This window comes from Paenibacillus sp. ICGEB2008 (genome assembly GCF_000307675.1).
In the GTDB taxonomy this organism is placed as follows: domain Bacteria; phylum Bacillota; class Bacilli; order Paenibacillales; family Paenibacillaceae; genus Paenibacillus; species Paenibacillus polymyxa.
Window position 1 is genome coordinate 510,233 of record NZ_AMQU01000007.1, and the last position, 14,368, is coordinate 524,600.

Genomic DNA, 14,368 nt, shown 5'->3' on the forward strand with positions numbered 1-14,368 from the left:
CAGCATGAGCATGGAAAATTTACCGGAGGATGGCGAGGCTGTCATGTCAGGTAAAGCGTTTTACATGCCATACGGAAATACACAAATTCAGGATAAAACGTCCTACCTGGTCACAAAACGCCTCCTTGATATGCTGCTGTCTTTCGTGGGCTTAATCGTATTGCTTCCATTGTTTGCAGTAGTGGCCATTCTGATTAAGCTCGAAGACCCAAAGGGAAGTGTGTTTTTCAAGCAAACTCGGGTGGGCAAGAATGAGAAGTTATTCGATATGTATAAATTCCGTTCAATGGTGTCCAATGCCGAGGAACTGAAAAAGGACCTGATGGAGCTGAATGAAGTGAGCGGCGCCATGTTCAAAATTAAAAACGATCCTCGGATCACGAAAATTGGCAGTTTTCTGCGCAAGACGAGTATTGATGAGATTCCGCAGCTGTGGAATGTGTTGGTTGGAGACATGACTTTAGTCGGTCCGCGTCCGCCGTTGCCCAGCGAGGTTGAGCAATACTCCGATTATGACAAGCAGCGCCTGATTGTAACACCGGGATGTACGGGTTACTGGCAGGTGAGTGCACGTAACAGTGTAGGCTTCGAAGAAATGGTGCAAATGGATTTGAAGTATATTCATGTTCGCAATACGTGGCTCGATCTGAAAATCATCATGAAAACAGGCGTTAAAATGCTGTTCTCCAAGGATGCTTACTGATGGATGCATTTAAGCGATGTCCCGCAGTGTCCGTCGTTATTTGCACCTATAACCGGGCGGACCTGCTGGAGAAAACGTTAATGTCTCTACTGAAGCTGGAAGACCTTGCACTGGCTGAGATCATTGTGGTCGATAACCGATCCACCGATCATACAGCAGCGACGATCAAAAGATTCACCGTTGCGCATGGTCAGCATATTCATCTTCGGTATCATTATGAGCGCGAACAAGGACTGTCTGCCGCTCGTAATGCTGGCATTACGTTATCAAAAGCAGACGTCATTGCTTTTCTGGATGATGATGCAATTCCGTGTGTTACATGGCTGCAAACGATTATGTCGGCCTTTGGGAACAATCCCGAGCTGACGGCTATGGGTGGGAAGATTGATCCTAAGTTTGAGACGGAACGGCCAAACTGGTTGACAGGGCCGCTTGAACTGCCCTACACGATTATTGATCTGGGGAAATCCGTTCGGGAATATCCGGCGGGCCTGAATCCATTTGGAGCGAATATGGCTATGCGCAAAACGGCTTTCGCTGCCGTCATGTTCCCGCTTCACTTGGGCAGAAAGGGAGATATCCTCCTATCTGGTGAAGAATCGTGGGTATTTGAGCAAATCCGTAAAAATGGTGGAACGATTATGTATCATCCGCACATGGCGGTAGAACATTTTGTTCCGGCTTCACGCTTAACGAGAGAATGGATTTTGAATCGCTACTATTGTCAGGGCATGTCTAATGCTGCTCAGGCTGCAGGTCTGCGCGGCAACGCGGTGCTGATGGCAAAAGTGGCAGCCAAAGTGTTATACATCACGGTGGATTCCCTGCTGGCACGTACTGAGGGCAGGAAGCTGTTGAACCGGTGCAGGCTTGAAAATATCCGCGGAACGCTGGATACACTGCGCAACCGGAAAAGCGAGTCAGCTGCGGGGTGAAAGATTGAACATGAGTAACTATCCTTGGACTTCCAGAATAAACACGATACAGCATGTTTTTATTTTTCTACTAGGCGCTCTTGCTGTAGGAATTGCAGCTACCTATCAACCTGTGGTCAGTATTGCGGCGGTATGCTTACTGCTTTTGTTGGCTGTCTCTATCCATCATCCAGAGCGCATTAGCTATGCGGTTTTGCTAAGCACAGCGGTCTCGGTCGATTCTCTGTATCAGGGTGGCGTGTTCGGCATTGAGATATTGTCATTGTACAAATTGGGCATTTTGGCTCTGCTAGTGCCCTGCATGCTTGTGTATGGCATTCGTCTCAAGTTCAGTTATCCAGTTTGGGCATTGGTGATCATGCTGGGGATTACATTTGGATTTTCAGCATGGCTGCCTTTGTTAACGACCTCGATTGCCGTCAAGGCGTTCGTGGGACTATCACTGCCCTTCTTTTTTTTTACTGATCCAGTGGAAAAAGGATGTGGCGGAAAAGCATATTCGACTGATTAGCCTGTTGCCGATTATTAGTGTGGTCATTGGATTAGGCTTGCAGGTTTTAGGATTGCACTCATTTACGGATGTGGAATTTACGGGCGCAGTCAGAGTACAAGGAGCGAACATACCGCCGCATTTGGCAATGCTCTCCTTTCTCGGAATTGCCGTCTCTCTGATTGAGGTCAAGCGCAAACCTAGGCAAGCTGCTTTTTATTACACGGTGTTGGCCCTGAACTTTCTAATCCTGATCGCCACCGGTACACGTGGGCCGATTCTGGCATTGTTATTAATGTTTGCTGTGTATCTGTTTGATATTGCCCGTCAGTACCTCAAGGGAAAAGTCAATTATTTGCTACCGCTGGCCGGATCGTTTTTGGTTGCTCTGGGGGCGGTGGCCCTACAATGGAACAATTTAAAAAAACGCTCCTTCGAACGGGAGACCGACACAGGCATTGACCTATCGGGACGCTCGGAGGCATGGGAATATTTTTTGAACAGAGTACATGATTACCCTTGGTCAGGCAGAGGCCTTGGCGCGGTAACGGTTGCGAACGACGGGACGTTATTCAATGGTTTTGTTGTACCGCATAACGAGTATATACGATTTTATTTTGATACCGGATATATCGGTTGCGGGCTATTAATACTTTCATTACTGATCGTGTTCGCTCTCATTTACCGGTCACTTGCCAAGTCTATCAAACCTTATTTTGCAACTTTAATTGCAGGTTTTTTGATCTACTCGTTTTCAGATAATACGTTGTCGACGGTTCAGATGATTATTCCGTTTTGCTGGTATTTGAACGCATTATACCAGACATCTACTCAAACCGATTTTCGCAAAGAGAAGTGATACGATGAGCAGAGTGAACATGTTCGATGTCAACTTTGATAATTACGATTTTAATGATCTACTCGAATTTATAGATACTTCTATTGAGCATCAGCGTCATTCCTACATTTTGACCTGTAATGTCGATCATGTGATCAAGCTTCGTAAGGATGATGAATTCCGCAAGGTATATTCGGATGCCGGAGCTGTAGTGGCCGATGGAATGCCTATCATTTGGGCGTCTAAGTTGCTGAAAAAGCCCCTCAAACAAAAAGTGTCAGGGTCCGATTTGTTCACCCGGCTGGGAGAGGCTTTTGAGGATCGGGGCTATCGCTTGTTTTTTCTGGGTGCAGCTGACGGTATTCCTGAGAAGGCTATGCTTAATCTCCAGGAATCCTATCCAAACATGAATGTAGTAGGCTGCTATTCTCCTTCTTATGGTTTTGAGAAAAACGAAGAGGAGAACAGATACATTATCCAGTTGCTTCAAGAGGCTCGCCCAGACATCGTTTTTGTAGGTGTAGGAGCACCGAAGCAGGAAAAATGGATTTACAGATATTATGAGACTTACCGCGCTCCAGTTTCGATTGGGGTGGGAGCGACCTTTGATTTCCTGTCGGGAAATGTAAAGAGAGCACCGGAGCTGATGCAGAAGACAGGATTTGAATGGTTTTGGAGGTTGTCTCAAGAGCCTAAACGATTGTGGAAAAGATATTTAATTGAGGATTCCCAGTTCCTCGTTCTGCTGTTTAAAGAGATGTTCAAGCGGAAGCGGATGAAGGGAGGCCAGGGGTGAGAAACATGAGTCGGTTGGCAGATCAGCAGATTTCCTTCTGGCTAGGAAGTCGGCGTGGAATCGGCATGATCGGCATGGGGGTGCTGGCTTGTATGCTACCACTCGCCATCGGATTTGTCAGCGCCAAGATGAATCCCACCACGAGCCAGCAGGGAGCCATATTGCTGGCGATCGTTTTTCCAGCCTTCCTGCTGGCGATCTTGCAATCACGGCTATTGATTTCTTACACATTGGTGGTGTGGGCAGTAGGCCCGGAAATCCGCCGCATTGCAGATTGGTTGGAGGGAACGTATCACTCGGTTTCCTTGTTGAGCGTAGCGCCGCTGCTGGTAAGCAGCATGCTGATCATTCCTGTGCTGCGGGGGATTCATCTAGCGGAAAAGCCATTAACCCGGATTGCTGTATTTTTCGGCATAGAGTTGGCCTATGGAAGTGTGGTCGGGTTATTCAAAAATGGTATTGTTTTTGCTTATGATTTGGCCAATTATGTGGTTCCATTGCTTCTATTGCCTTATCTTGCGATTAAGCCTATGAAAGCCAAGGAGCTGGACCGACTGCTGTATTCATACGCCAACATTGCTGTTCTAGTAGCGATATACGGCATTATTCAGTACTTGACGGTGCCTCCTTGGGATGCATTTTGGATGAATCATGTGGAAATGAATTCCATTGGCGTGCCAGAACCGCTTCAAATCAGAGTGTTTTCTTCTATGAACTCGCCTGGCCCATGCGCTATTTTCCTGGCAATGGCACTTGTACCAATGCTGATGGAGAAACGGTGGCGAGGCACTTTGGGATGGATTGGAGTCCTGCTAACAGTCGTTTGTCTCTTGGTCACGCTCGTACGTTCAGCATGGCTGATTGCATTCGTCATGTTGCTGGCTTACATTCTCAGCTCATCCTCCAAAGGAAAGTGGAAGACCCTGTTTCAACTTGCTATCGTTGGTCTTCTTCTCTATATCATCGTTCCAAAACTTCCGGGGGCAGAAGGTTTGGTGGCTCGCATGCAGACGTTGACAGATATTCAACAGGATCATTCGTACAATGAACGTTTGGATCTACTGCATACCATGCTTCCGGCGATTACTAGCAATCCGGTCGGGCAGGGGATCGGGAGTGTAGGTATCGGAACCAAGCTTGATAACGGCGGCGATCTCGGTGAACTTGGGATTATGGATAATGGATATATTGCCATTTTCCTCACCTTCGGTATTTGCGGAGCATTCTTTTTCTTCGGTGGTCTGTTCGTTATCATCAAGCGCCTTCTCGTCCGTATTGCCGAACGGAATTCCAGTCAGCCTTATATCAGACTGGCGTTGGCTACATGGGCCGGAGCTGTAGCCAGTCTCATATCGGATAATGGTTTCCCCGGTATGCGCGGCTATTTGATCTGGATGATGATCGGAATAGGACTATGGGCAAAAGATGTCATCGCGGAAAGAAGGTAAAGGCTGTGCAAAACTTACAAGCATTATCCGCACCTGTCCGGACACTGTGGTCCACGGTGATTCGGTTTGCCAAAAGCAAGGATAACAGCTCTGCAGCAGTAAAAACGATGATATTCAGTATGCTGATTCTCGTCGTGAATATGCTGACTGGTGTGCTGACGGCACGATTCTTGGGTCCTACTGGACGCGGAGAACAGACAGCGATGGTGAACTGGTCCCAATTTCTTGCCTTCTGCATGAGCTTCGGTGTTCCATCTGCATTGATTTACAATGCCAAAAGGAAACCTGAGGAAACGGGGAAGCTGTATGGTCTGGCCTTGCTGCTGGCTACGGTGTTCGGGGGAATGGCGACACTCATCGGAGTATTTCTGATTCCTTATTGGCTGCGCTCTTTTTCTTCATCGGTCATACTTTTCGCGCAGTGCTCCATGATGATGTGTCCACTCATAGCGATTTCACAGATCAATAATGCATTGCTTCAGGTTCGCTCGGAATATAAACAGTACAATTTATTTCGGTATCTGGTACCACTAAGTACGCTGCTTGGACTGGCGATTCTGATCCTGACGGGGACGATGAATCCGTACACCTCAGCATTGGCCTACTTACTGCCAGGCTTGCCAATCTATATTGGTGTCACGATACGAATGATTCGGCTGTACAAACCAAAGGTGAAGAACAGCTGGACGCAATTTAAAAATCTCTTTACCTACGGTATGGGTTCATACGGGAATGATCTCATGGGGCAGGTTTCCACTTACATTGACCAGATTTTGATTGCGGGTCTGCTCAGACCTGCTGATCTCGGTTTATATGCGGTAGCGGTCAGCCTGGCTCGGATGGTAAATGTATTTTCAACCTCGATCATTGTCGTGCTGTTTCCCAAAGCCTCCGGGCTGGATAAGGAAGAGGCGGTGGCCATAACATTTCGGGCATTTCGAGTGACTTCAACGGCAACCTTTTTGGCTGCGGTGATGTTAATGCTGGTTGCTCCGTTCGTATTCACATTGTTATATGGTCAAGAGTTTAAACAAGCGCTTACGGTATTCCGGTTTCTGGTGCTTGAGGTTGCTATCAGTGGAGGTACCATGGTGCTGGCACAACAATTTATGGCGTTGGGTAAGCCCAAACTGGTTACCATTCTACAGGGTGTCGGATTGGCGCTCGTCATTCCATTGCTGTCCATACTCGTGCCGAGATATGGATTGACGGGTGCAGGGATAGCAATGCTGTCTTCGGGGATTTTACGGTTCGTTTTCATTTTATGTAATGTTAAGTTCGTTCTAAAAATGAAAATTCCAAGACTGCTTATTTCCAAACAAGATTTTCAATGGCTCCGATCAACGATGTCACACTACATCCGGAAAAAGCCAGTTAACGGTTAGATAAAGAAGGAGGCACCCGCTAATGAACCACATGTCTAGCGTTCCCGCGGACAACCGGATATCCGTAGTTATTATCGCTCAGGATGATGGCACTCGAATTACAGCCGCCATTAAATCCTGTCAGCCCTTTGCGGACGATATCGTCGTCATTGACGGAGGGAGCAAAGACAATACGATTCAGGTAGCTGAATCATTGGGCTGTCGGGTGTTTTCCAACCCATGGCCTGGTTATGCCAAACAGCGCATGTTTGGTGTTGATAAAGCGGAATTTGATTGGATTTTCCTGATTGATACAGACGAAGTAGTGGATGCAGAGTTGCTTGGTGACTTGTTGAAAGTAAAGGAAACGCTCCACGATCCGGCCAAAGCCTATTCTGTATTTCGCATTGGCGATTTTCTCGGCAAATGGATGAACAAAGGCGAGTATTTGGTTCGTTTGTACAATCGGCGAATTTATGGCATTACGAATAGTCTTGTTCATGAAATGCCGGATGTAGCCTCTTCCCAGATCATCAATCTGGAGGGCGTGTTATGGCACTATGGCTTCCGCAGCATCAGCGATCATATGACCCGTTTTAACAAATATACGGATCTGGAAGCAGAGACGGCATTTAACAAAGGAAGATCCTTTCGGATTACTAGACTGTTGTGGAGACCGCCTGCCCGCTTTGTACAGAAGTATTTTGTTCAAGGCTTATACCGCAAGGGGTTGGCGGGTTTTGCCGTAGCCGTTTTCTGGGTGATGTATGAGTTTCTCGTCTGCTTCAAGCATTATGAGTTAACCAAGCGGCGAAAAAAGATTGAAGTTGTGGATGGCGGACAAACCGAGCAGAAAGGAGAAACCAGCTATGTCGTACAATAACGGATTTCGTATTGCGGCAACCGGGCTGAGCTGGCCGTCCTTGCAGCCAGGAGGTCTCAACACATATTTCAAATCCATCTGTGAGCAGCTTACGCTAGAGCGCAATACGCTGGATGCTTTAATCTGTAGTGATGAGCAGCCTCAGGCGCCTGAACGTATTCGTATTCATTCAATTGCTAGCAAGCAGCAATCCATCTGGAAGCGTCGAGAGCTGATGCAAAAATATGCAGCAGAACTGTTCGACAAGCAACCGATAGATGTGCTGTATTCCCACTTTGCTCCCTATAGTGTCGGACCGGCACTGGAGGCGAAAAAAAGAGGAATCCCGGTCGTTACCACCTTCCACGGACCGTGGACGGAGGAAATGAAGATTGAAGGACAGGGAATTAAGCATTTTCTTAAAACGACGTTGGCCAAATCCATTGAAATGAAAGCTTATGGTTTGGCGGATAAATTTATAGTGCTAAGCGAGACTTTTCGGGATATTTTACACGAGCACTATAAAGTTCCACTTAGTAAAATTCATATTATTCCTGGTGCGGCGAATGTAGAAAGGTTCCATCCGGCAGAGGATCAGGAGGCCGTACGGAAGCGGCTGAATTTGCCGCAAAATGCGACGATTGTGCTAACCGTTCGTCGTCTTGTTAATCGCATGGGACTGCTACAGCTGCTTGAAGCATGGCGGCGAGTAACCGAGCGACACCCTGATCATCTGTTGCTGATTGGTGGGAAGGGCCCCTTGATGGAGGAATTGGCTTCCAAGGTGGCGGAATACAATCTTCATAATCACGTAAGATTGCTTGGTTATGTGTCGGATGAGGAGCTGCCCCTGTACCATCAAGCCTCGAACCTGTTCGTTGTGCCAACACAGGCACTAGAGGGTTTCGGTCTGATTACAGTCGAGGCGATGGCCTCGGGACTACCGGTGCTGGCCACTCCTGTAGGCGGCAACAAGGAAATCTTAAGAGGATTCCGTCCTGAGCTTTTGTTCCAGGGGACGGACAGTGAAGCCATTGCTGCTGGGCTGCTGCGTGTGCTGGATCATCGTGAACTTCTACCGAATGCACGGGAATGCCGGGACCATGTCCTGAGCAGATACACATGGGGACATGTAGCGGAGCAGGTAGAAGAGGTGTTCCGACAGGTCCTTGACAGAAAGGCGGCGGCGAAATGATGAGAGTAGCTTATATTGACCATACGGCAAGATGGAGCGGCGGCGAAGTCGCTTTGTATAACATCCTGACGAATATTGGGGAACATATCGACCCGCTCGTTATTTTGGCGGAGGAGGGCGATTTGGCGGATCGGCTTCGGCAGCGTGATATTGATGTGCGCATCGTTCCACTAGATGATTCGATTCGCAATCGAGGACGAAATGCTGTTAATCTGGGTGCGCCTGCAGCAGCCTTTCGGTTGCTGGCTTACGGCAGAAAACTCGCGCCATTGCTGCGTGAGGAAAAAGTCGTGTGTGTGCACACAAACTCACTCAAGTCTGCACTGTATGGTGCAGTAGCCGCCAAATCGGCGAAGCTGCCCTTGATCTGGCATATCCGTGACCACATCGGTCCGCCGTATCTGAAGCCGATTGTAGCCAAAGGGATTCGGCTCATGTCCCGCTTTTTGCCTAACGGTGTGATTGCCAATTCCAAATCCACGCTGAGTGCATTGGAATTACCCCCGGACAAAAAGACGCTCGTCGTCTACTCCGCTTTTGCCAAAGCAATTACGGCTCGTGATTCGGCTGCGCATTTGCGTGGCGATGACTCGTTTAACGTCGTATTGGTCGGCAGATTGGCGGAATGGAAGGGACAACATATTTTATTGGAAGCGGCACGTTCTTTTTTACCAGATCAGCGTGTGAAATTCTGGCTGGCTGGAGATGCGTTGTTCGGAGAAGAGGAATACAAACAACGATTGGAATCCACGATGCGCGAATATGGGTTGACCAACGTCAATCTGATGGGACACGTCGATGACATTCAGGGACTGATGCAGCGCTGTGACCTGCTAATTCATACTTCCATTACACCGGAGCCATTCGGTCAAGTCATTATTGAGGGCATGGCTGCAGGTTTGCCAGTGATCGCTTCAAACGAAGGTGGTCCCAAGGAAACGGTGGTACCTAATGAAACCGGGCTGCTCATTGAACCGGGAGACCCGGCCAAGCTGGAAGAAGCCATCCGCTGGATGCTGGAGCATCCACAGGAACGTCAGCAGATGGGTGAGAGAGGGATGGAACGGGTCAAGAAGCATTTTGTCATCGAGAACACTGTTAAGGATATAGTTCATTACTATAAGGGTTTGTTGGCAGGAGTCTGACCGACATTCGCGTTAAAGGATGATTCAGATGAAAATAGCGATAGCACATGATTACTTAATCCAAATGGGCGGAGCGGAAAGGGTAGTAGAGGTATTCCATGATATGTATCCGGAGGCTCCCATCTTCACAACGGTGTTCAGCGACGAGCGCCTGTCGCGCAACTTGAAGGATGCGGACATTAGAGCCACTTGGCTACAAAACGTCCCAGGAGTGAAGACCAATTTCAAAGGAGTGCTGCCGCTGTATCCCATCGCTATCCGTGATTTTGATTTTAGGGATTTCGACATTGTTTTAAGCTCCAGCAGCGCATTTATGAAAAGCATCCAGGTACCCAAACATACGTTTCACATTTGTTACTGTCACACACCGATGCGGTTTGCCTGGGATTACGATACATATATGGCCCGGCAGTCCAAATCCAACCTGCTCAAAAATATGCTAAAGCTGTACATGAACAGGCTGAAAACATGGGATGCCAAAACTTCTCGCAACGTAGACCAGTTTATCGCCAATTCTTCCGTCGTCAAACGGAGAATTCTGCACTATTACCAACGGGAGGCAGATGTTATTTTCCCTCCTATCAATACATCCCGTTTTAAACGTGCTACAAGCATCGGTGACTATTATCTGATCGTATCCCGATTGGTGTCTTACAAGCGCATTGATCTCGCGATCGAGGCATTCAAACGTAACGGTCTCAAGCTGCGCATCGTTGGCGAAGGACCAGATCGTAAACGACTCGAAGCCATGGCTAGCCCGAACATTGAGTTCCTCGGCAGGCTTGAGGACGAAGAGGTTAACAAGCTGATGGCCGAATGCCGGGCGCTTGTCTTTCCGGGGGAAGAGGACTTCGGTATTACGCCTTTGGAGGCGAATGCGGCTGGACGGCCAGTTATCGCTTTTCAGGGCGGGGGAGCGCTGGATACGATTGTTCCTCATGTGAACGGCGTATTTTTCCGCAAGCATCAAGTAGACGATGTGCTGGAGGCCGTCGCAAAGGTCGAGCAACATGCATGGAATGTGGACGATATCATTACCCATGCCCGCAAATTTGATGAAGATAACTTCAAGGATCAATTGAAAAAGTATGTAGAACAAGCCTATGTGAACTTTCTAAAAGGAGGATGAACGGAATGAAGCTGGCTGTAATCGGTACTGGATACGTTGGACTCGTCTCGGGTGTGTGTTTTGCGCAAAAAGGTAATGAGGTGATTTGTGTCGATCTGGAGCAGTACAAAATCGACATGTTGAACCGGGCAGAATCTCCGATCTATGAACCGGGTATTGAGGAATTGATCGCGTTGAATCTGGAAGCTGGCCGTTTGGAGTTTACCTCCGATTTGGCCGATGCGGTACGTCGCTCGGATATCGTTATTTTAGCGGTAGGTACGCCTTCACTGGCTAACGGCGAGGCGAATTTGTCTTACATTGAACAGGCGGCTGCCGATGTCGGCAAAGCCATGAACGGGTACAAGATTATTATGACCAAGAGTACCGTACCTGTCGGAACGAACGAAAAGATTAAGGATGTAGTGGCTCGACATACGAGTTTGTCTTTTGATATTGTATCCGCGCCGGAGTTCCTGAGAGAAGGCTCAGCCATCAATGATACGCTTCATCCAGATCGCATCATTATTGGTTTGGACAATACAGGTTTGCGTGAAACAATGGTCACTCTGCATCAGGTATTCACGGATAAAATCTATGTGACCGATATCCGCAGTGCTGAAATGATCAAATATGCCTCCAATGCGTTCTTGGCAACTAAAATTTCGTTTATTAACGAGATTGCTAATATTTGCGAAAAGGTTGGCGCGGACGTTACCTGTGTGGCTGAGGGTATGGGCATGGACAAACGGATCGGTTCCTCTTTCCTGCAAGCAGGGATCGGATACGGGGGCTCTTGCTTCCCGAAAGATACGAATGCGCTCATCCAAATTGCGGGTAATGTAGACTATGAATTTAAGTTGTTAAAATCGGTGGTCGAGGTGAACACTGACCAGCGTTTTATGATTGTATCCAAGCTGCGTGAATCGCTGGGTCAGCTAAACGGCGTATCGATTGGCATTTGGGGCCTCGCCTTCAAGCCTAATACAGATGACATCCGCGAAGCTCCAGCACTGGAAATCGTAGAAACGCTCATTCAGGCAGGTGCTATTGTCAAGCTGTATGATCCCATTGCGATGGATAAATTCAAGGAGCGCGTGGATCACCCGAATATTATATGGTGCTCCTCCCCGCAGCAAGCCGCCGAAAGAAGCGACGCTGTGTGCCTGCTGACGGATTGGGAAGAGTTCAAAGAAGTTGATCTCGTGCAACTGGGCTCTATTCTACACAAGCCAGTTCTGATTGACGGTCGTAACGTATTCACCGAGGAACAGATTCAAGGCTCTGGACTGGAATACTACTCCGTGGGTCGTCCGCGGATGAGTGGATGGAACAGAGATAAAGTGGAAGTTTAAAAAGTGACTGTGGGCGGTGGGGGAGACGCTATGCGTTCTATTTGATCTTCCGATCGCTGTTGCAGTGGGATTCTCTGGATTATATAAAACATTCCAAGGTAAGAATCCCACTGCAAAGGCGAACGCCAGCGCTTCTCCAGATTCAAATGGACCGCTCCGCTGCTTTTGCCGCATAGAGTCACGATTTTTAATCTCCCATCTTAGGGGATGGGAGTAGTAAGGGCGTATCGGAAGGAGCGGCACAGTTGAAGCCGCTCCTTCCGATTAAGGCGCCATGCGCTGTACCGCGGCGCCCCTGTGGAGCAAGCCTACCATGCGGATACGCTATGTTGCTCCTGCGGAGCAAAGCTGCCATTGCGGTAGTCGAAGGCAATCTTAGTAAGGCGTTACGAAGCGTCGATTACTAGAAGCTTGCAAGCAAGGCAGGCAAACGCCGAACTCCTCAACGTTTTTTACAGGCTGACCGGACTTAATAATGTCCGGTCGTGCCTTTTGCACCACAAGGTATGATCGATATGATGCATTTTTGAGTAGCGTAGGAATGGATTTGAATCCCGGTCCAACAGCGATCGTAAGATCAAATCCAGCCCGTAGCGGGCTACTCAACCTTGCCTCATCCGATCGCCCACACATTATAGAGAGGAAGTGGAGAATTATGAAGCTCGTACTTTTGTCTGGTGGTTCCGGTAAAAGATTATGGCCGTTATCCAACGATTCCCGTTCCAAACAGTTTTTGAAGGTACTGGAGAGCCCGGAAGGGATTTCGGAATCCATGGTGCAGCGGGTATGGAGACAATTGGGAGACAACGGATTATCCGAATCCTCGTTTATTGCGACAGGGAGAGCGCAGGTCGAAATGATCCAGAGTCAGATCGGATCGAATACGCGCATCATAGTTGAGCCGGAACGCAGAGATACCTTTCCTGCGATTGCGCTGACAGCGACTTATCTATATTCCATTGCGGGTGTTTCGCCTGATGAAATTATAGCTATATTGCCTGTAGATCCTTATGTAGAGGATGCTTTCTTTGCTTCCGTTGCCCAACTGGAACACACACTTCAGGAGAGTGAAGGCAAGCTTGCATTAATTGGGGTTGTCCCTTCCTATCCTTCAGAGAAATACGGTTATATTATTCCGAAAAACGATGCCACTCAAGGTAGCACAGGCTACCGCGAAGTGAGCCATTTTCAAGAGAAACCCGACCGGGAGCAGGCGGAGCGTCTGATTGAACGCAATGCTCTATGGAACTGCGGGGTTTTTGCATTCAAATTAAGCTATTTGCTGGATATCCTGGCATCCAAGGGTTTGCCGCTGAATTATGAAGAAATGCAAAAGCAATATGCGTCTCTGGAAAAAATCAGCTTTGACTACGAAGTCGTTGAGAAGGAAAAAGACATTGTGGTGCTTCCGTACGATGGTTTTTGGAAGGATTTGGGCACCTGGAATACGCTCACAGAAGAAATGTCTAATCAGCAAGTGGGCAGAGGTGTAGTAACGGAGGATTGTGTCAATACAAGCCTTATTAATGAGTTGGACATTCCGGTAGCGATCATTGGAACGAATGATCTGATTGTAGCCGCTAGCCCAGATGGTATTCTTGTGACCAATAAGGCAGAAAGCCCACGCATCAAGGAAGTGCTCAAGGCTCATGATCAGCGTCCAATGTATGAAGAACGTCGTTGGGGGCAGTATCGAGTTGTAGACTATGTAAAGTATGACGAGGGTAATGAGGTACTGACCAAACGAATCCGCGTACACAAAGGTAAAAATATCAGCTACCAGCTTCACTTCAAACGAAGCGAAATCTGGACCATTATTAGCGGCGAAGCGGAAATTATTTTGAATGAGAAGCTGCACAAAGTGAAGGCCGGTGACGTAGTCCGTATCCCTGAAGGAACCAAGCATAGTATTTTGGCTGTAACCGATGTGGATTTTATAGAGGTGCAGACTGGCTCTGAGTTGGTTGAAGAGGATATTGTACGCTTTTGCATGGATTGGAATGAAATTGCCCGTCATCAATTTATCTCATAATCGTTTTCGTAAAAACGAAATAAAGAAGATTTGATGAAAATTTATAGCCCAAACTGTCGAAATTGGGCGAAAACCTGTAAATTCATGAACATGACCT

14 protein-coding genes are annotated in these 14,368 nt (G+C 47.9%); 13 read left to right on the forward strand and 1 reads right to left on the reverse strand.

Annotation, left to right across the window (positions count from 1 at the left end; all coding sequences use genetic code 11):
- Positions 1 to 4 precede the first annotated feature (4 nt).
- The 12 genes from C400_RS0106930 to C400_RS0106980 are packed head-to-tail and all read left to right on the forward strand — an operon-like array spanning position 5 to position 12,239.
- Positions 5 to 703, forward strand: coding sequence for a sugar transferase (locus C400_RS0106930; RefSeq protein ID WP_013369815.1), 699 nt, complete (start codon positions 5 to 7; stop codon positions 701 to 703).
- Entirely contained in the window at positions 703 to 1,638 is a 936-nt protein-coding gene (locus tag C400_RS0106935) for a glycosyltransferase (protein WP_017426453.1), read from the forward strand. Before C400_RS0106930 ends, C400_RS0106935 begins: the two co-directional genes overlap by 1 nt.
- 10 nt (positions 1,639 to 1,648) lie before the next feature.
- The gene (locus C400_RS28670; RefSeq protein WP_017426454.1) at positions 1,649 to 2,149 is read left to right on the forward strand and encodes a hypothetical protein; all 501 of its coding nucleotides are present in this window, start codon (positions 1,649 to 1,651) and stop codon (positions 2,147 to 2,149) included.
- Entirely contained in the window at positions 2,121 to 2,987 is an 867-nt protein-coding gene (locus C400_RS28675) for an O-antigen ligase family protein (RefSeq protein WP_017426455.1), read from the forward strand. The genes C400_RS28670 and C400_RS28675 overlap by 29 nt, the downstream gene beginning before the upstream one ends.
- 4 nt (positions 2,988 to 2,991) lie before the next feature.
- Complete coding sequence (locus tag C400_RS0106945; protein ID WP_014599532.1) at positions 2,992 to 3,762, forward strand: WecB/TagA/CpsF family glycosyltransferase; 771 nt, start codon at positions 2,992 to 2,994, stop codon at positions 3,760 to 3,762.
- Between the two features lie 5 nt (positions 3,763 to 3,767).
- Entirely contained in the window at positions 3,768 to 5,210 is a 1,443-nt protein-coding gene (locus tag C400_RS0106950; RefSeq protein ID WP_026065389.1) for an O-antigen ligase family protein, read from the forward strand.
- A gap of 5 nt (positions 5,211 to 5,215) precedes the next feature.
- Positions 5,216 to 6,595 (forward strand): lipopolysaccharide biosynthesis protein, encoded by a 1,380-nt coding sequence (locus C400_RS0106955; protein WP_017426457.1) that lies wholly within the window; start codon positions 5,216 to 5,218, stop codon positions 6,593 to 6,595.
- A 22-nt stretch (positions 6,596 to 6,617) separates the two neighbouring features.
- Positions 6,618 to 7,457, forward strand: coding sequence for a glycosyltransferase family 2 protein (locus C400_RS0106960; protein WP_016821253.1), 840 nt, complete (start codon positions 6,618 to 6,620; stop codon positions 7,455 to 7,457).
- On the forward strand, positions 7,444 to 8,631 hold the full coding sequence (locus C400_RS0106965) for a glycosyltransferase family 4 protein (protein WP_017426458.1): 1,188 nt from the start codon (positions 7,444 to 7,446) through the stop codon (positions 8,629 to 8,631). Before C400_RS0106960 ends, C400_RS0106965 begins: the two co-directional genes overlap by 14 nt.
- Entirely contained in the window at positions 8,628 to 9,776 is a 1,149-nt protein-coding gene (locus C400_RS0106970) for a glycosyltransferase family 4 protein (protein ID WP_016821251.1), read from the forward strand. The genes C400_RS0106965 and C400_RS0106970 overlap by 4 nt, the downstream gene beginning before the upstream one ends.
- 28 nt (positions 9,777 to 9,804) lie before the next feature.
- Entirely contained in the window at positions 9,805 to 10,905 is a 1,101-nt protein-coding gene (locus C400_RS0106975; RefSeq protein WP_019686407.1) for a glycosyltransferase, read from the forward strand.
- Between the two features lie 5 nt (positions 10,906 to 10,910).
- A complete protein-coding gene (locus C400_RS0106980; protein ID WP_016821249.1) occupies positions 10,911 to 12,239 on the forward strand; it encodes a UDP-glucose dehydrogenase family protein in 1,329 nt (442 codons plus the stop codon).
- Positions 12,240 to 12,614: 375 nt separating this feature from the next.
- On the opposite strand, the gene C400_RS27525 is transcribed toward C400_RS0106980, so the two are convergent.
- Positions 12,615 to 12,845 carry a hypothetical protein gene (locus C400_RS27525; RefSeq protein WP_232795326.1) on the reverse strand — a complete coding sequence of 77 codons (231 nt, stop codon included), beginning with the start codon at positions 12,843 to 12,845 and terminating at the stop codon, positions 12,615 to 12,617.
- A gap of 49 nt (positions 12,846 to 12,894) precedes the next feature.
- On the opposite strand from C400_RS27525, the gene C400_RS0106985 reads away from it, so the two are divergent.
- Positions 12,895 to 14,271: a sugar phosphate nucleotidyltransferase gene (locus C400_RS0106985; protein ID WP_017426460.1), complete on the forward strand. Its 1,377-nt coding sequence runs from the start codon at positions 12,895 to 12,897 to the stop codon at positions 14,269 to 14,271.
- Positions 14,272 to 14,368 lie beyond the last annotated feature (97 nt).